The following is a 17,111-nucleotide window of genomic DNA, read 5'->3' as shown; positions in this document are numbered from 1 at the left end:
CATGTGATATGTGATATGTCACGCATCACACGTCAGACAACGCCGTGGCACGCGTCCCGCCTCAGGCGTCACGCATCACACCACGCCCCGCGCCCGCAGCCCCGCGAGCTGGTCCTCCGTCACTCCGGCGAGCTCCGCGAGGACTTCGGCCGTGTGCTCCCCCAGCGTCGGGGGCGGGGCGTAGCCCTCGACCGGAGTCGCCGCGAACCTGATCGGATTGGCGAGCAGCGGCAGCGGGCGTCCGGACGCCCGGTCCTCGATCTCGACCAGCATCTCCCGGTGCCGTATCTGCGGGTCGGCGAAGACCTCGGGCATCTCGTTGAACGGGCCGGCCGGGACGTCGTGTTCGTCGAGTACGGCCAGCCATGCGTCCCGGGTGCGGGTGCGCAGGACAGCCGCGAGCACCGGCAGGATCTCCTCGCGGTGGGTGATCCTGGCGGAGGTCGTGGCGAACCGGGGGTCCTGGAGCAGGTCGGTACGGTCGGCGGCGGCGCAGAACGCGGCGAACTGCTTGTCGTTGCCGGCGACGAGGAAGAGCGGCTTGTCCGCGCACTGGAACGCCTGGGAGGGGATCCCGCCGTAGCCGCCGTTGCCCCGCCGTCGCGGAACCTCTCCGGAGACCAGGTAGTTCATCGCGAAGTGGGAGAGCGAGGCCAGCCCGCAGTCCAGCAGGGAGAGGTCGATGAACTGGCCCTCCCCGGTGACGTCCCGGTGCCGGAGCGCCGCGAGGACGGCCGTGGCGGCGTACAGGCCCGTGAGGATGTCGACCATGCTGACGCCGACCTTCATCGGCTCCTCGGGGTGTCCGGAGACACTCATCATCCCGGACATGGCCTGGAAGATGCCGTCGTAGCCCGGCCGTCCGGCGTACGGGCCGGTCTGGCCGAAGCCGGTCACCGACAGATACACCAGCCTCGGGTCGAGCTGCCGCAGGCTCTCGTGGCCGAGGCCGTACTTCGCCAGCGTCCCGGCGCGGAAGTTCTCGACCAGGACGTCCGACCGGGCGGCGAGGGCGCGGATCAGCTCCTGTCCCTCGGTGGTGGCGTGGTTGACGGTGACCGACCGCTTGTTGCGGTTGCAGGAGAGATAGAAGGCGGCGGTGTCCGTCCGGTCCGCACCCTCCGGGCCGGGCGCGAAGGGCGGTCCGTACGTCCGTGAGTCGTCGCCCGCACCGGGCCGCTCCACCTTGATCACCTCGGCGCCGAGGTCGGCCAGCATCTGGGTGGCGAGCGGCGCGGCGAGGATGCGGGACAGATCGAGGATGCGGATCCCGGCCAGGGCGGTCGACGGCATCGGGGTCTCCCTCTGTTCGCGAGCCATGAATGAGTTATATAAATAATACATCTGGAGCCCGGATCGGATCCCGTGTGATTGCTTCAACTATCCAATTCATGTAACTATATGGATCGGCCGGTCGGCCGAGACCGGAGGGCGTGCTGATGACCGTCGCGGCGAGGACCCTCACCGACCTGGAACAGCGGGAACGCCGCGAGTGGTTCCGGGCACGCTGGGAGCGCGGGGTCGCCTTCAACCGCCTCTGCCGGCTCCGCGTGACACGCTGGGACCCGGACGGGGTGGAGATCGTGCTCCCCTACGCCGAACCGCTCTCCGCCCACGAAGGCGTCTTCCACGGCGGTGTGATCTCGGCGCTCATCGACACCGCCGGCGCCGGATCGGTGATCGCCGGGCATGACTTCACGAAGGGGAGTCTGCTCAGCACCGTGTCGATCTCGGTGCAGTACCTCGCCCCCGCCCGGGGCCGGGAGGCCGTCGCCGTTGCGCGGTGCGTCCGGCGCGGCCGCAGGCTGCACTTCGCCGACGTCGACGTGATGGCCGACGGACGTGTCTGCGCTCGGGGGCAGGTGGTGGTGACCATCTCCGGGGAGCGCCCGGGCATCGGCGACCCGATAGACCCCCTGGACCCCCTCGACCCCGTCGAACCGCTGACCGAGGAGTGACCCGATGACCGAGGAGCCCGCCGGGCCCGACCTGGTGCTGTACGAGGTCGACGAGGACGGCGTCGCCACCGTCACCCTCAACCGTCCGGAGCGCAAGAACGCCTGGAGCATCCCCATGGAGCGCCGGTTCTTCGCACTCCTCGACCAGGCCGCGGCCGACCCCGCCGTCCGCGTCGTGATCATCACGGGCGCCGGCCGGGCCTTCTGCCCCGGGATGGACGTCCAGCGGCTGGAACAGAACGCCCAGCCCGGCCAGTCCCTCAACCTCCACGCGCGCGTGCCGATGTACAGCCGGCGCAGCATGCCGAAGCCGCTGATCGCCGCCGTCAACGGCGCCTGCGCCGGCATCGGCCTGGTCCAGGCCCTCGTCTGCGACGTCCGCTTCGCCGCCCGCGGCGCCCGCTTCACCACCGCCTTCACCCGTCGCGGCCTGGCAGGCGAGTACAACCTGCCTTATGTCCTACCGCGCGTGATCGGCCTGGAGAACGCGCTCGACCTGCTGCTGTCCGGCCGTGTCTTCGACGCCGACGAGGCCAAGGGACTCGGCCTCGTCAGCCGCGTCGTCGAACCCGCGGACCTGCTCGACGCCGCCCGCGCCTACGCCCGCGACATCGCCCGCAACTGCTCCCCGCGCGCCATGGCCGTCGTACGCCACCAGGTCTACGGCGACCTGGACCGCACCTTCACCGACGCCCTCGCCCGCTCCTACTCCGCCATGGAGTTCTTCGCGGGCTCCCCGGACTTCCGGGAGGGTGTGGCGAGCTTCATGGAGAAGCGGGAGCCGAAGTTCGAGGGCCTGCCGGCGGACTTCGACCCGGACGAGGCCACCCGCGACGCGTTCCTGCCGTACTGACCTGCCGTACTGACCTGCCGTACCGACCCGCTGTTGCGACCGAGGAGCACGACGATGACAGGGCAACCCTTCCGCGTGGAGGCCGGGCACATCATGATGTTCGCCCGCGCCATCGGCGACGAGAACCCCGCGTACCAGGGTGAGATCGCGCTCGCCCCGCCCACCTTCACCATGGCGAGCGCCCACTACGACCCCGAGTACCACCTGCGCCCGAAGCCGGACGCGGAGTGGTTCGGGTCCGGCGGCGGTCCCGGGGCGGTGGCCGAGGGCGGCGGCGGCCTGCACGCCGAGCAGCACTTCGAGTACCACCGCCCGGTACGCGCCGGCGAGACCCTCTACCCGCACACCGTCCCCGGCCGCAGCTGGGAGAAGCAGGGCCGCAGCGGCCGCCTCCTGTTCAGCGAGCGCATCACCGAGTACCGGGACGCCGACGGGGAACCCATCGTCAGCGCCCGCACCGTGGCCGTCGTGCCCGAGGGCCCCGCGACCCCGAAGGACGCCCGATGAGCCTGAGCGCGAACGACGTCAAGGTAGGCGAGACCCACGAGAACGTCCTGGTCGACGACCTGAAGCGGACCCGGATCGTGCAGTACGCGGGCGCCTCCGGCGACTTCAACCCCCTCCACACCGACGAGCGGTTCGCCGTCGAGGCCGCCGGATACCCCGGGGTGTTCGCCCACGGCATGCTGACGATGGGCATGACCGGCCGGGTCCTGACCGACTGGGTCGGCGTCGAGTCGCTGCTGCGGTACGGCGTGCGCTTCAAGGCCCAGGTCTGGCCGGGCGACACCCTGACCGCCACGGCCACCGTCGAGTCGATCGAGGACACGGTGGACGGCCCGGTCGCCCACTTCTCCCTGCGGACCGTCAACCAGAATGGCGTCGAGGTGGTCACCGGCACGGCGGCGGCCTTCCTGGAGCCCTGAACCGGTGGACAGCGCAGCGGAGTCGGTGCCGGGGACCATGGCGGAGGCGGGGCCGGAGACCGCGCAGGTCGCCGCGACGGAGACCGCGCCGGTGGGCGCAGTGGGCGCAGTGGGCGCAGTGGGCGTGGTGGGCGCCGCGCCGGTGGCCTCACCGCGGCCCGCCCCGGTCGCGGCGACGGCGGCGACCTGGACCGCCCTGACGAGCCGCGCTTACGACCACGGCCGTCCCGCCGTCCGGTTCGGCGACCTGACCTGGACCGGACACGAACTCCTCGACCGGGCGTGCGGCGCGGCCGACTGGCTCGACTCGCTCGATCTCGAACCCGGCGTCCCCGTCCCGGCGCTGGTCGCCACGTCCGCGGCCGCCCTCGCACTGGTGATCGGCGGCGCCGGTTCCGGCCACCCGCTCGCCCCACTCGGCGTCCGCATGACCCCGCACGAGCTCGCGGCGGTGGTCAACGGCACCCGGTCCCAAGTGCTGTTGGCACAGCCCGAGTTCGCCGTCCTCGGCGCACAGGTCGCCGCACTTTCCGGACGGCGGCTCGCCGTCCTGCCCGAACTCCACCCCACGGCACGGGGACTGAGCGCCGGACCCGACGACCTCGCCGCGGTCCTCCACACCTCGGGGACGACAGGCCTGCCCAAGCCCGTCCCCATGACCCAGCGGCGGCTCGCCGCCCGCGCCCGCGTCAACGGACGACTCTGCGCGCTCGACCCCGACAGCTTCTACGGCGGCAGCGCGCCCTTCCACCACATCGCGGGCCTCGGCAACATAGCCGTCGCCCTCGCCGCCGGCGCGCTGATCACCGGCCTGCCCCGCTTCACCGTCGAGGGCTGGACCATGCTGCGGGACCTCGGCATCACACACACCAGCATGGTCCCGGCGATGCTGGAGACACTGCTGGCGGCGGGCGAGGCACGCCACGGCACCCTGCGCACCCTCCAGTACGGCGGTGCGCCCGTCCGCCCCGGCACCCTGCGCCGGACGTACGAGGCGATGCCCGGCGTCCGTATGCTCAACATGTTCGGGCAGACGGAGGGTTCGCCCATCAGCGTACTCACCCCCGAGGACCATCGGGAGGCCGTCGCCGGACGCACCGAGCTGCTGCGATCCGTCGGGCGGGCCGCTCCCGGGGTCGAGGTCGGGGTCCACGCCTCCGGCCCGGACGGCATCGGTGAGATCCACGCCCGCGCGGACCATTTCTTCCGGATCGACGCCGAAGGCTGGCTGCGCAGCGGCGACCTGGGCCGGGTGGCCGCGGACGGCTACGTCTACCTGTACGGCCGGGGCAGCGACATGATCATCCGGGGCGGTGAGAACGTCCACCCCCTGGAGGTCGAGACGCTCCTCGCCGCCCACCCCGACGTGGCGGACGTGGCCGTCACCGGCGTCCCCGACGAGCGACTCGGCCAGACCGTCGTCGCCTTCGTCGTACCGTCCGACTCCGCCACCCCGCCGGACCCGGCCCGGCTCAGGGCGTACGCCCGCGCCCAGCTGTCCGGGTTCAAGGTGCCGGTCCGCTGGTGGTTCGTGACCGACCTGCCCCGCAACGCGAACGGCAAGGTCGTACGCCGTCGGCTGCGCGAGCCGTACGAAGGAGAAGCCAGTGCCTGAACTCGTGGACCCACAGCGACTGGACGCCCTCCTGAGCCGGATCAGACAGGAGGTCGACCACGGCCCCCTGCCGTCCGCGCAGGTCGCCGTCGCCCACCGAGGCCGACTGGTGGCCTCCGAGACGTACGGCGACGCCGACGCCGACACCCGGTACGTCCTGCAGTCCGTCGGCCGGTCGGTCGTCGCCGGCGTGGTGTGGAAGCTGCTCGGCGAGGGTCTCCTGGACGTGAGCGAGCGAGTGGCCGCGATCATCCCGGAGTTCGCGCCGAACGGGAAGGAGGGGGTGACCGTCGAGCAGGTGCTCACGCACACCGCCGGTTTCCCCTTCGCGCCCCTCGGCCACCCCAAGACGCTGGACCGCGCACAGCGCCTCGCCGCCTTCGGCCGCTGGCGCCTGGACTACCCGCCCGGCAGCCGCTTCCAGTTCCACCTCACCTCGGCCGCCTGGCTGATCGCCGAGATCGTCGAACGGCGCACGGGCCTGGCCTTCGCCGACTACCTGCGCGAGAAGGTCGTACGGCCACTGGGCCTGTCGTCGATCGAACTCGGGGTGCCGGTGGACCGGCAGCGGGGCAGCGTCGCCCCGATGCTCGCCACCGACCGCACCAGCGAGGAGCAGGAACCCGACCCGTGGGGACCGTGGTACCTGTCCGATCCGAGGGTCCTGGCGGCCGGCGAGCCCAGCCACGCCCTGGTCGCCACCGCCGCCGACGTCGCGCTGTACTTCCAGGCGCTGGAACACTCGGGCCTGTGGCAGCCGAACGCGGTCGCGGAGGGCACCCGCATCCGCCTCACCGACCATCCGTACGGGGAGCGGATCTACGGCGGTGGCGGCGCCCGGCGCACCAGCATGGGGCTGTTCGTGACGGTGGCCGGCCCGGACGCGGGGAGCAACCTGCCGTCGACCGGCTCGCCCGCGCTCTTCGGCAGTGCGGGCGCTGCCTACCAACTGGGTTTCATGGACCCGGAGTCGGGGCTGTCCTTCGCCTGCCTGAGCAACGGTTACCCGCTCGCCGGCTACGACCACTCCCCGCGTGGGACGGCGCTGCTCGCCGACATCGCGAACCTGGCGGCGGGCCTGGTCGGCTGACCGGGCCCGCCGCCAGGCGGAGGCTGCGAACGCTCAGCGGTTGATCAACGGTTGATCAGCTGCTGGGCGTTGTTGTACATGATGTCGTCCTGGACGGACTCGTCCAGCTCCGAGATGAGCTTGCGGAAGTCGGCCGGGCCGGCCAGGCCCTCCGCGTGCGGGAAGTCGGAGCCCATGACGATGGACTCGTGGTAGCCGAGCCGCTTGACGAGGGCCACGGTGTCGTCCTCCGGGTAGGGCACCACGCGCATGTGCTTGCGGAAGATCTGGCTGGGCCGTTCGTCCAACTGCCCGCCGATCCATGGGCCGTTGCGGCCCATGCCCCGGCTCTTGTCCATGTGGCGGACGAAGTGCGGGACCCACTCGGCGCCGAACTCGGAGACCAGGACGTTGATGTCGGGGAAGCGGCCGAAGAGGTTGTCGAAGATCAGCGCGGAGAGAGTCTCCTCGATGGGCCGCTGGCCGTAGGTGTTCTGCCACTGCCAGGCCGACATCCGGAAGTGGATGGGGTGGGGGTCGTAGCCCCAGGCGGGCGCCACCTGCGAGTTGTAGTAGAACTCGCTGATGTGGTAGCAGACGCTTGCCTTGGCCTCGTTGACCAGCTTCCAGAACGGGTCGAAGTACGGGTCGCCGGGGGAGCGGCCGTAGACCGGTCCGGTGGGCAGGAGGATGAAGCGGGCGCCCTGGTTCAGGACGTACTCCAGCTCTTTGACCGCACTGGGGAGGTCGCGCAGGGAGAGCAGGGCGGGGGCGTAGATGCGGCCCTGGTGGTCGAAGCCCCACACCTCGTTCATGTACCGATTGAACGAGTGGTAGTTGGCGTAGAGCGGCTCGACGCCCTTGACGTACTCCTCGGCGACGAGTGCCCAGCCGCCGGGATACATGATCGTCTGGTCCAGGCCCTGCTCGTCCATGACCCGTAGTCTGGCCTCGCGGTTCTGGTACGACTCGTGCATCGGCTCGAACTGGTAGGTCTCCTCGGGGTTGCCCGAGGCCATCGCCTTGAGCATCTCCTTGAGTGAACCGGGACGGTAGACCTGCCCGAACTCCGGCTCCAGACAGACCACGATCCGGTCCCCGGCGAGGATCACCTCCCGCCCGTCCGGCAGGGTCACCGGCGCGACCGCTGCACCGAGGAACTCCTTGGGAAGGTAGCGGGTGAAGGAGTCCCGCTCCTCGTACATGTGCTGGTCGCAGTCGAAGATGCGCTTGCGCTGTTCGGCCATGGCCGTCGCCTCCGGACCCCTGAGCTATTCAGTACGCCTCCTATAATTATCTAACTGTTTATCGAGCGCAAGGGGTCTGCTGGCGGGGTCGGTCCGGGAGGCGGTCTGCGGGCGGGTCCGGGCGGTCAGTCGATGAGTTCCAGCACCGTCTTGGGTCCGGCCGCGTTCACCACGTCGTCGGCGCTGGAGATGTGCCGCTGCCACAGCTTCTCGGCCTCGTCCGCCTTGCCGGTCTCGATCAGCCCGACGAGCCGCACATGCGCCCGGTGTCCCTTGAGGGCCTGCGCCCTCTGGGCCTCGGCGTCGGTGGCGGCGGCGGTGTACGAGGCGTTGGCCCGGTCGATGATGTTGCGCAGCATGCCGCACAGCAGGATCAGGGTCTGGTTGCCGGTGAGCTCGACCAGCAGGGCGTGGAAGGCGTCCTGTGCTTCGACCAGGGTGAGCGGGTCGTCCAGGGCGGCCTTCTCGGTCGCCACCGCGTTCCGCAGCCGCTGGATGTCGTCCGCCGTGTGCTTGGCGGCGAGCTGGCGGGCGCAGGGCGGCTCGATGAGGGCCGCCGCGCGGTAGATGTCGCCCAGTGTGGCGCCGCGGTACTCCAGGATCAGCCCGGCGTAGCGGGCGGCGACGTCCGCGTCGGGTGCGCTCACCCGGGCGCCGCCGTGGGCGCCACGGCGCACCGTGATCAGCGACTCCGACTCCAGCACCCGGAACGCCTCACGCAGCGTCGGCCGCGAGATGCCGAACTGCTCCATCAGCCCCGACTCCGGCGGCAGTGCGTCGCCGGGCATCAGCTCACCCCGTACGATCTGGCGGCGCAGATGCGCGGCCACGAGCTCGGCGGTCTTCGGTACCCGCACCTGGCGTCCGACGCGGCTGCGGGAGGGGGCGGGCACGGTTGCCGTTTCGCTTGCGCGGGCTGCCTCGGCCACGGTGGGCTCCTCATATAGCAAAATGAATCGTCTTAGTGCATCGAGCGTACCAGGTCAAGGGATGCGTGATCTTACTTTGGCGCGAAGGCGGCGGAGCCTGATCTGGTGCCCACCGCCTTCCCTGGTATATAGATGATTCATCTATCTATAAATCCAGTCCCGACGGACCCGTGGGAGTGACCTCGATGACCGAGAACCCGGCCCCGGTGATCCTCACCGAACTCACCGACGACGGGGTCATGCTGCTCACCCTGAACCGGCCCGAGCGGCACAACGCGTGGACACTGGAGATGGAGCTGCTCTACAACGAGCTGTTCGACCGGGCGGAGGCCGATCCGCGGGTCCGGGTCGTGGTGCTCACCGGCGCGGGCCGGAGCTTCTGCCCGGGGATGGACATGAGCGTGCTGGACGGCGCCTCGTCGGGTGCCCGGCCGTGGCCCACGGACCGGCTGCCCCCGCGCACCCGCCCGATGTCCTTCCCGAAGCCCGTCGTGGCCGCCGTCAACGGTGCCTGCGCCGGCATCGGGTTCAACCAGGCGCTGATGTGCGACATCCGCTTCGCCGTACCGGGCGCCAAGTTCGCCGCCGCGTTCAGCGCGCGCGGTCTGGTGGCCGAGGACGGCGTCTCCTGGCTCCTGCCCCGCCTGGTCGGCTACGGCAACGCCACCGACCTGCTCCTGTCGTCGCGTCGCGTCACCGGCACGGAAGCCCTCGCGATGGGCCTGGTCAACCGCCTGGCCGAGCCGCCGGAACTCCTCCCGGCGGCGCTCGCGTACGCGACCGAACTGGCCCGCACCGCAAGCCCGTACGCGATGTCCCTCATCAAGCGGCAGCTCGCCGACGACCAGGCGAGGACCTTCACCGGCAGCCGAGACCGCGCGGCCGCCCTGCTGGCCACGGCGAAGCGCGCCCCGGACTACCGCGAGGGCGTGCGCAGCTTCATCGAACGCAGGCAGCCGGCCTTCCCCGCGCTGGGGACGGAGCTGGAGGAGACCGCGTCATGACCCGTGCCGAACTCCCGCTGCACCGCCGTACGATCACCGTCACCGCCTATGACGAGGGCGGCGGCGAGATCTCGGTCGAGGCGGAACTGCGCGACGAGCGGCCCTGGGAGGAGCCGCCGGGCGGAGTCGTGCACCGCATGGTGCTGGCGGTGCGGGTGCGGCTCGCGGACATGGTGATCGTGGCCGCCGAGGCGGGCATGAAGGACTTCCCGCACGCCGAGTGCCCGCTGATCGCGCCGGCGTTCGACGGCCTGGTGGGGCTCGGTGTCGCCGCCGGCTACAACCGGGCCGTCCAGGACCGGTTCCGTGGCGTGTCCGGCTGCACCCACCTGTACGAACTGGCCCGCGCGCTCGGCCCGGCCGTGGTCCAGTCGGCGATCTCGGCCCGCAACCGCGCGGCCGGCCCGCGTTCCCACGACCCGCGCGCCACCGCCTGGGTCCTGAACAGCTGCCACATCTGGGCGCCGGACGGCGTGGGCCTGCGCAAACTCGACGCGGGCTGGATCCCGGGGCCGGGCCCGCGCCCGGTCCCCGAGCTCGGGACCTTCGACCGGCCTTAGCCCCGACAGGCCTGCAGAGGCACTAGGAGTCGGTGCCCCGCGGCTCGCGCGGCAGCCCCAGCACCTTCTCCGCGAGGATGTTCCGCTGCACCTGGGACGTCCCCGCGTAGATCGTGCCCGAGCGGGCGATCAGGTAGGTCGTCGACCAGGACGCCGAGGAGTTCGCGGCGCCGGGGTCGTCGGCGCGGTAGGTGCGCAGGGGCGGCCGGCCGGCCGGGACCTGGCCGTGCAGGCCCATGATGTCCATCGCCAGGTCGGTCACCTCGGTGTGGTACTCGCTCCAGTACAGCTTGGCGATCGACGTCTCGGGGCCGGGCTCGGCGCCCTTGAGCCAGCCGGTGAGGGTGCGGTAGCCGAGGTAGCGCATGATCTCCACCTTGGACCAGCACCAGGCGATGCGCTGCCGGATCACCGGGTCCTGGTCCTTGCCGTACTGCCGGGCGAGGTCGACGAGGCGCTCGACCTCGGCCCGGAACAGGATGGGGTTGGTGGCCGCCTCCTCCCCGCGCTCCACGCCGAGCAGGCTCTGGGCGACCGTCCAGCCGTTGTCGACGCCGCCGACCACGAGATCGGCGCGGGTGCGGGCGCCGGTGAAGAAGACCTCGTTGAAGTGGAGCTGGCCGCTCATCATCCGGAACGGGCGGACCTCGACGCCGGGCTGTTCCAGCGGCACGAGGAGGAAGGAGATGCCGCGGTGCCTGGACGCGTCGCGGTTCGTGCGGGCCAGGACGAAGATCCAGTCGCTGTGGTGGGCGCCGGACGTCCACACCTTCTGGCCGTCGATCACCCACTCCTCCCCGTCCCGTACGGCGCGGGTCTTCAGGGATGCCAGGTCTGAGCCCGCGTCCGGCTCCGAGTACCCCTGGCACCAGGTGTCCTCGCCGCTGAGGATGCGGGGGAGGAAGTGGCTCTTCTGTGCAGCCGTGCCCCACCGCAGCAGCGTGTTCGCCAGCATCTTCACGCCGAAGGTGTCCTGCGGCAGCCCGAACGGCACGCCGGCCATGGCCAGTTCCTCCATCAGGACGACCTGGTGGAGCTTGGACAGGCCCCGGCCGCCGTACTCCTCGGGCCAGGCGAGGGAGAGATAGCCGCGCTCGGCGAGGCGGCGGCGCCAGCCCCGGGCGAAGGCCCAGGCCGCCTCCTCGTCTAGCGCGCCGATACCCCGCCAGTGCGGCGGCAGCTCCTCGGCGAGGAACCCCTTGACCTCGGCGCGGAACGTCTCGGTCTCCGCGGGATAGCTGATGTCCACCTGCGTACTCTCCTCGCCCGGCCCCGCTCGCACAGCCGATCGCTGTATTGATTGTTTCAGCATAATAGGTTATCTATTTATGAGGAATAGCGTCGAGCCAGGGCGGGCGGACATGGGACTGCTGGACGGCCGGAACGCGGTGATCACCGGCGGCGCACAGGGCATCGGCTACGAGATCGCCGGCGCCCTCGGCGGCGAGGGCGCGTCCGTCGTCCTCGGCGACATCAACGAGTACGCGGCACGCGAAGCCGCCGAGCACCTCGCGAAGAACGGCGTCAGGGCCAGCTCCCTGCGCTGCGACGTCACCGACGGGGACGAGGTGGCCGCCCTGGTCGCCCACTGCACCGACACCTTCGGTCCGCTCGGCATCATGGTCAACAACGCCGGGACCACCCGGGACGCGACCCTGCGCAAGATGCCCGTCGCCGACTTCCGCGCGGTCATCGACGTCCACCTCACCGGCGCCTGGAACGGCACCCGGCACGCCGCCGCCGCGATGCGCGCCCACGGGCAGGGCGGCAGCATCGTCAACATCTCCTCCATCGCCGGCAAGGTCGGCAACTTCGGCCAGACCAACTACAGCGCCGCAAAGGCCGGCCTCGTCGGCCTCACCAAGGCGTCCGCCAAGGAGCTCGCGAAGGCGGGCGTCCGCGTCAACGCCGTGCAGCCCGGTCTGATCCGTACCGCCATGACCGAGGCGATGCCCCCGGCCGCCTGGGACGCCAAGCTCGCCGAGATACCCCTCGGCCGCGCGGGCGAGCCCGCCGAGGTCGCCCAGGTCGTCCTCTTCCTCGCCTCCGACATGGCGAGCTACATGACCGGAGCCGTGGTCGAGGTGACCGGTGGCCGGTACATGTGAGCGCCGATCCTCTGATGAAAGGCAGGACCGATGCGTGACGCGGTGATCTGCGAACCCGTGCGTACGCCCGTGGGCGGCTACGGGGGCGTCTTCCGCGGGGTACCGGCGACCGAGCTGGCGGCCACGGTCGTACGCGCTGTGCTGGAGCGCACCGGCATACCGCCCGCCGCCGTGGACGACGTACTCCTGGGCCAGTGCTACCCCAACGGCGAGGCCCCGGCGATCGGCCGGGTCGCGGCCCTGGACGCCGGTCTGCCGGTGGAGGTCCCGGGCCTGCAGATCGACCGCCGCTGCGGCTCCGGACTCCAGGCGATCATCACCGCCGCGATGCAGGTGCAGACCGGTGCGAGCGATCTGGTCCTGGCCGGTGGCGTCGAGTCCATGAGCCAGGCCGAGTTCTACACCACCGACGTGCGCTGGGGTGTGCGCGGCGCGGGCACCACGCTGCACGACCGGCTGGCCCGCGGTCGGATCACCTCGGGAGGCGTCAACCACCCGGTCCCCGGAGGGATGATGGAGACGGCCGAGAACCTGCGGCGCGCGTACGGCATCCCCCGCGAGGAGCAGGACCAACTGGCCCTGCGGTCCCACGAAAAGGCGGTCGCCGCGCAGCGACAGGGCCGTTTTGCCGACGAGATCGTTCCGGTGACCGTACGCACACGCAAGGGCGAGACCGTCGTCGACATCGACGAACACCCGCGCCCCGACTCCTCGTTGGAGAAACTGGCGAGTCTTCGTCCTGTGCTCGGCCGCCACGACCCGGAGGCGACCGTGACCGCGGGCAACGCCAGCGGGCAGAACGACGGCGCCGCGATCTGCGTCGTCACCCACCCCGCACGCGCCGCCGAACTCGGCCTGCGCCCGCTGGGCCGCCTGGTCTCGTGGGCGGTCGTGGGTGTCCCCCCGGAGACGATGGGGATCGGCCCGGTCCCCGCCACCGCCAGGGCACTCGACCGAGCCGGACTCAAGCTCGCAGACATGGACCTGATCGAACTCAACGAGGCCTTCGCCGCCCAGGTGCTCGCCTGCACCCGCGAATGGGGCCTGACCGAGAGCGACTTCCAGCGGTTCAACGTCAACGGCTCCGGCATCTCCCTGGGCCACCCCGTAGGAGCGACCGGCGGCCGCATCCTCGCCACCCTGCTGCGCGAACTCGACCGCCGCCAGGCCCGCTACGGCCTGGAGACCATGTGCCTCGGCGGCGGCCAGGGCCTCGCGGCCATCTTCGAACGGCCCGGAAACGACGTTCCAGGAGGACGCTGACATGGCCGGACTCATCGCCTACGGCGCCTACGTGCCGTACCACCGCCTCGCCCGCGCCGATGTCGCCGCCACCCTCGGCACACCGGCGGGACGCGGCACCCGCGCGGTCGCGGGCTACGACGAGGACACCACGTCGATGGCCGTGGAGGCCGCCCGCGGCGCCCTGGCCCGCGGCGCACTGCGTGCCCGCATCGGCCAGCTCTTCCTCGCCACCGCCGCCCCCGCCTACCTCGACAAGACGAACGCGACCGCCGTCCACGCCGCACTCGGCCTCGACGAGCACGTCCTCGCCCTCGACATGGCGGGCTCGGTCCGCTCCGGCCTCGGCGCGCTGGTGACGGCCGCCCGCTCCGCGGTGCCGACCCTGACGGTCCTGTCCGACCTGCGCACCGGCCTTGCCGGGGGTGCCGAAGAGCTCGCGGGCGGCGACGGCGCGGCGGCCTTCGTCTTCGGCGGCCACCGCAACGGTGCCCCGGTCATCGCCGAGCTGCTCGCCCACGACACGGTCAGCGACGAACTCCTCGACCGCTGGCGGCTGCCCGGCGCCCCCGCCTCCCGCGTCTGGGAGGAACGCTTCGCCGAGGAGATCTACGTGTCCGTCGCCGACAAAGCGCTGACCGCCGCCCTCGACCAGGCCGGCCTGGACCGCGGCGCGATCGACCATCTCATCGTCTCCGGCCTGCACGCGCGCGCGTGCGCGTCGATACGACGCTCGGCAGGCGTACGGCCCGAAACCGTCACCGCGGACCTCGGCGGCTCGATCGGTAACGCGGGCACCGCCCAACCGGGTCTCCTCCTGGCCGACGTCCTCGACCGGGCCCGCCCAGGCGAGCTCATCGCGCTCGTCGTGCTCGGCGACGGCGCTGGAGTCCTGCTGCTGCGCACCACCGACGCACTCCCCGCCCACCGCAGCGCCCGTCCGGTCGCCGCGCAGATCGCCGCGGGCAGCGCCCCGATGCCGTACGCGACCTATCTCTCCTGGCGCGGTCTGCTCGACCGCGAGCCGCCCCGCCGCCCGGACCCCGAGCCGCCCTACGCACCGCCCGCCCACCGCCGCGCCGGGTGGAAGTACGGCTTCGTCGCCTCCCGGTGCGAGAAGTGCGGTACCCGGCATCTGCCGCCGGACCGGGTGTGCGCCTCCTGCCACAGCGTCGACGCCATGACCGAGGAGCCGATGGAGCAGGTGCGCGGCACGGTCGCCACCTTCACCGTGGACCGGCTGGCCCACACCCCGAGCCCGCCGATGCTGGTCGTGGTCGTCGACTACGACGGCGGCGGCCGGTTCCGCTGCCAGCTGACCGACGCGACCGAGGCCGACGCCGTGATCGGCGCCCGGGTGGAGATGACGTTCCGGCGCACCGTCACCGCGTCCGGCATCCACAACTACTTCTGGAAGGCCCGGCCGGTACGGCTGGGTGCGGACGAGGGGACGGCCGAATGAGCTCGCACGGAATCCGGGACCGGGTCGCGATCGTCGGCATGGGCTGCACGCCGTTCGGCGAGCACTGGACCAGGTCGGCGGACGATCTCCTCGTCGACGCGGCCGGCGCGGCGGTCACCTCGGCCGGCGTCACCCTCGACGACATCGACGCGTTCTGGTTCGGCACCCAGGCGTCCGGCGTCTCCGGCCTCACCCTGAGCCGGGCGCTGCATCTGCCCAACAAGCCCGTCACCCGCGTCGAGAACATGTGCGCGACCGGCTCCGAGGCCCTGCGCAACGCCTGCTACGCCGTCGCCTGTGGCGCCTACGACGTGGCGATGGCGGTCGGCGTGGAGAAGCTCAAGGACTCCGGCATGTCCGGCCTGTCCGGTACGGCGATCCCCGGCGCGGGCGACGACAGCCGCGGCGAGATCACCGCACCCGCCAACTTCTCCCTGCTCGCCCCCGCCTACGCCGCCAAGTACGGGCTGGACGACGACGAGATGAAGGACGTCATCACCCGGATCGCCTGGAAGAACCACGTCAACGGCGCCCGCAACCCCCGCGCCCAGTTCCGCAAGGAGGTCCCGCTGGAGCGCATCCGGTCGGCGCCGATCGTGGCGGGCATGCTGGGCGTCTTCGACTGCTCGGGCGTCTCGGACGGCTCGGCGGCGGCGATCGTCGTACGCGCCGAGGACGCCTACCGGTACACGGACCAGCCGATCTTCGTGAAGGCGTTGTCCTTCGTCGCGGGCCCGGCGGACGGGCTCCTGGACCCCGCCTACGACTTCACCACCTTCCCCGAGGTCGTCGCCTCCGCCCAGGAGGCCTACCGGCAGGCCGGCATCACCGACCCGCGCACCGAACTCGCGCTCGCCGAGGTCCACGACTGCTTCACGCCCACGGAGCTGGTGCTGATGGAGGACCTGGGCTTCGCCGGACGCGGCCAGGCCTGGAAGGACGTGACCAGCGGGGCGTTCGACCTGGACGGCTCACTGCCAATCAACCCGGACGGGGGCCTCAAGGCCTTCGGCCACCCCATCGGCGCCTCCGGGCTGCGCATGATGTTCGAGGCCTGGCTCCAACTGCGCGGCGAGGCACCCCCGGAGCGCACGGTCCAGACCCTCGCCGAGGGACGTTCCCTCGCGCTCACCCACAACCTGGGCGGCGGACCGGGCGAATGCGTGTCGTTCGTCTCCGTCGTCGGCAGTCAACTCACCGAATAGCAAAGGCGGTTCGCTCATGGGACGGCTTCAGGACAAGATCGCCGTCGTCACCGGGGCCGCCTCCGGCATCGGTGCCGCCACCGCCCGCCGCCTCGCGGCCGAGGGCGCCCACACGGTCGTGGCGGATCTGAACCTCGACGGCGCCAAGTCGGTCACGGAGGAGATCCGCGCCGCCGGAGGATCGGCTACGGCCGTACTCGTCGACCTCGGTGACGCCGACAGCGTACGGGCCATGGTGGCCGTGGCGGTCGAGACGTACGGCGGCCTCGACGTCCTGCACAACAACGCGGCCGCCACCCACCTGGCCGCCCGCCGGGACCTCGCCGTCACGGAGGCCGACCCGGCGGTCTGGGACGACACCATGCGGATCAACCTCCGCGGCACCATGGTCGCCATCCAGGCCGCCGTACCCAGCATGATCGCCCGCGGCGGCGGCTCGATCATCAACACCTCGTCCGGCGCCGGCCTCGCGGGCGACCTCCGCAACCCCGCCTACGGCGCGTCCAAGGCCGCCCTCATCAACCTCACGCAGTACACCGCCACCCAGTACGGCAAGCAGGGCGTGCGCTGCAACGCCATCGCACCGGGCTTCATCGTCACCCCGGCAAGCTCCGGGTCGGCCCACAACTCCATCCGCGAGGCCATGCTCCGCCATCACCTCACCCCGCGCCTGGGCCTCCCGGAGGACGTTGCCGCGGCGGTCGTCTTCCTCGCCTGCGACGAGTCGGCCTTCATCACCGGCCACACCCTGCGCGTGGACGGCGGCCTGCTGGCCCACCAGCCGTACGTCGCCGATCTGCGGGACGCGTAAAGCCGCAAGCAGGAAGCCGTCGCGGGGGGGGGGGCCCGGGGGGGGGCCCCCCCCCCCGGGGTTTTTTCGGGGGGGCGCCGGGTCGTGGGTCCCCCAACAAGACCGCCCCCACCCCCCCCGCG

17 protein-coding genes are annotated in these 17,111 nt (G+C 71.6%); 13 read left to right on the top strand and 4 right to left on the bottom strand.

All coding sequences use genetic code 11. From position 1 onward, the window contains the following. Window positions 1-75 precede the first annotated feature (75 nt). Window positions 76-1,320 carry a CaiB/BaiF CoA transferase family protein gene (locus ACFY6U_RS09875; RefSeq protein WP_390036418.1) on the bottom strand — a complete coding sequence of 415 codons (1,245 nt, stop codon included), beginning with the start codon at window positions 1,318-1,320 and terminating at the stop codon, window positions 76-78. A gap of 119 nt (window positions 1,321-1,439) precedes the next feature. Between ACFY6U_RS09875 and ACFY6U_RS09870 the strand changes: the two genes are divergently transcribed. The 6 genes from ACFY6U_RS09870 to ACFY6U_RS09845 are packed head-to-tail and all read left to right on the top strand — an operon-like array spanning window position 1,440 to window position 6,442. Next, window positions 1,440-1,958, top strand: coding sequence for a PaaI family thioesterase (locus ACFY6U_RS09870; protein ID WP_390036416.1), 519 nt, complete (start codon window positions 1,440-1,442; stop codon window positions 1,956-1,958). 4 nt (window positions 1,959-1,962) lie between these two features. Continuing rightward, window positions 1,963-2,811, top strand: a complete 849-nt coding sequence (locus ACFY6U_RS09865; protein ID WP_390036414.1) for an enoyl-CoA hydratase-related protein — start codon at window positions 1,963-1,965, stop codon at window positions 2,809-2,811. Window positions 2,812-2,865: 54 nt separating this feature from the next. After that, complete coding sequence (locus ACFY6U_RS09860; protein ID WP_390036412.1) at window positions 2,866-3,318, top strand: MaoC family dehydratase N-terminal domain-containing protein; 453 nt, start codon at window positions 2,866-2,868, stop codon at window positions 3,316-3,318. Continuing rightward, window positions 3,315-3,737 (top strand): MaoC/PaaZ C-terminal domain-containing protein, encoded by a 423-nt coding sequence (locus ACFY6U_RS09855; protein ID WP_390036410.1) that lies wholly within the window; start codon window positions 3,315-3,317, stop codon window positions 3,735-3,737. The genes ACFY6U_RS09860 and ACFY6U_RS09855 overlap by 4 nt, the downstream gene beginning before the upstream one ends. Window positions 3,738-3,741: 4 nt before the next feature. Further along, entirely contained in the window at window positions 3,742-5,352 is a 1,611-nt protein-coding gene (locus ACFY6U_RS09850) for a class I adenylate-forming enzyme family protein (RefSeq protein ID WP_390036408.1), read from the top strand. After that, window positions 5,345-6,442 (top strand): serine hydrolase domain-containing protein, encoded by a 1,098-nt coding sequence (locus ACFY6U_RS09845; protein ID WP_390036406.1) that lies wholly within the window; start codon window positions 5,345-5,347, stop codon window positions 6,440-6,442. The genes ACFY6U_RS09850 and ACFY6U_RS09845 overlap by 8 nt, the downstream gene beginning before the upstream one ends. Window positions 6,443-6,486: 44 nt before the next feature. Here ACFY6U_RS09845 and ACFY6U_RS09840 read toward each other — a convergent pair whose 3' ends face one another. Together ACFY6U_RS09840 and ACFY6U_RS09835 are read right to left on the bottom strand one after the other, a co-directional pair. Next, entirely contained in the window at window positions 6,487-7,668 is a 1,182-nt protein-coding gene (locus ACFY6U_RS09840) for an amidohydrolase family protein (RefSeq protein WP_390036404.1), read from the bottom strand. A gap of 125 nt (window positions 7,669-7,793) precedes the next feature. Beyond that, the gene (locus ACFY6U_RS09835; RefSeq protein WP_390036402.1) at window positions 7,794-8,597 is read right to left on the bottom strand and encodes a FadR/GntR family transcriptional regulator; all 804 of its coding nucleotides are present in this window, start codon (window positions 8,595-8,597) and stop codon (window positions 7,794-7,796) included. A 185-nt stretch (window positions 8,598-8,782) separates the two neighbouring features. Here ACFY6U_RS09835 and ACFY6U_RS09830 point away from each other — a divergent pair, with 185 nt between their 5' ends. Both ACFY6U_RS09830 and ACFY6U_RS09825 read left to right on the top strand, forming a co-directional pair. Then, window positions 8,783-9,601: an enoyl-CoA hydratase-related protein gene (locus ACFY6U_RS09830; RefSeq protein WP_390036400.1), complete on the top strand. Its 819-nt coding sequence runs from the start codon at window positions 8,783-8,785 to the stop codon at window positions 9,599-9,601. Further along, complete coding sequence (locus ACFY6U_RS09825) at window positions 9,598-10,161, top strand: DUF2889 domain-containing protein (protein WP_390036399.1); 564 nt, start codon at window positions 9,598-9,600, stop codon at window positions 10,159-10,161. The genes ACFY6U_RS09830 and ACFY6U_RS09825 overlap by 4 nt, the downstream gene beginning before the upstream one ends. Window positions 10,162-10,183: 22 nt before the next feature. On the opposite strand, the gene ACFY6U_RS09820 is transcribed toward ACFY6U_RS09825, so the two are convergent. Further along, entirely contained in the window at window positions 10,184-11,410 is a 1,227-nt protein-coding gene (locus tag ACFY6U_RS09820; protein ID WP_390036397.1) for an acyl-CoA dehydrogenase family protein, read from the bottom strand. Between the two features lie 112 nt (window positions 11,411-11,522). On the opposite strand from ACFY6U_RS09820, the gene fabG reads away from it, so the two are divergent. The 5 genes from fabG to ACFY6U_RS09795 are packed head-to-tail and all read left to right on the top strand — an operon-like array spanning window position 11,523 to window position 16,989. Then, window positions 11,523-12,269: a 3-oxoacyl-ACP reductase FabG gene (fabG, locus tag ACFY6U_RS09815; protein ID WP_390036395.1), complete on the top strand. Its 747-nt coding sequence runs from the start codon at window positions 11,523-11,525 to the stop codon at window positions 12,267-12,269. A 30-nt stretch (window positions 12,270-12,299) separates the two neighbouring features. Then, window positions 12,300-13,532: an acetyl-CoA C-acetyltransferase gene (locus ACFY6U_RS09810; protein ID WP_390036393.1), complete on the top strand. Its 1,233-nt coding sequence runs from the start codon at window positions 12,300-12,302 to the stop codon at window positions 13,530-13,532. Window position 13,533: 1 nt separating this feature from the next. Further along, the gene (locus ACFY6U_RS09805) at window positions 13,534-14,973 is read left to right on the top strand and encodes an OB-fold domain-containing protein (protein ID WP_390036391.1); all 1,440 of its coding nucleotides are present in this window, start codon (window positions 13,534-13,536) and stop codon (window positions 14,971-14,973) included. After that, window positions 14,970-16,178 carry an acetyl-CoA acetyltransferase gene (locus ACFY6U_RS09800; RefSeq protein ID WP_390036389.1) on the top strand — a complete coding sequence of 403 codons (1,209 nt, stop codon included), beginning with the start codon at window positions 14,970-14,972 and terminating at the stop codon, window positions 16,176-16,178. Before ACFY6U_RS09805 ends, ACFY6U_RS09800 begins: the two co-directional genes overlap by 4 nt. A gap of 16 nt (window positions 16,179-16,194) precedes the next feature. After that, window positions 16,195-16,989 carry an SDR family NAD(P)-dependent oxidoreductase gene (locus ACFY6U_RS09795; RefSeq protein ID WP_390036387.1) on the top strand — a complete coding sequence of 265 codons (795 nt, stop codon included), beginning with the start codon at window positions 16,195-16,197 and terminating at the stop codon, window positions 16,987-16,989. Window positions 16,990-17,111 lie beyond the last annotated feature (122 nt).

The organism is Streptomyces sp. NPDC013157 (genome assembly GCF_042899865.1).
Classification (GTDB): domain Bacteria; phylum Actinomycetota; class Actinomycetes; order Streptomycetales; family Streptomycetaceae; genus Streptomyces.
This window is presented reverse-complemented; position numbering and strand designations above follow the sequence as displayed.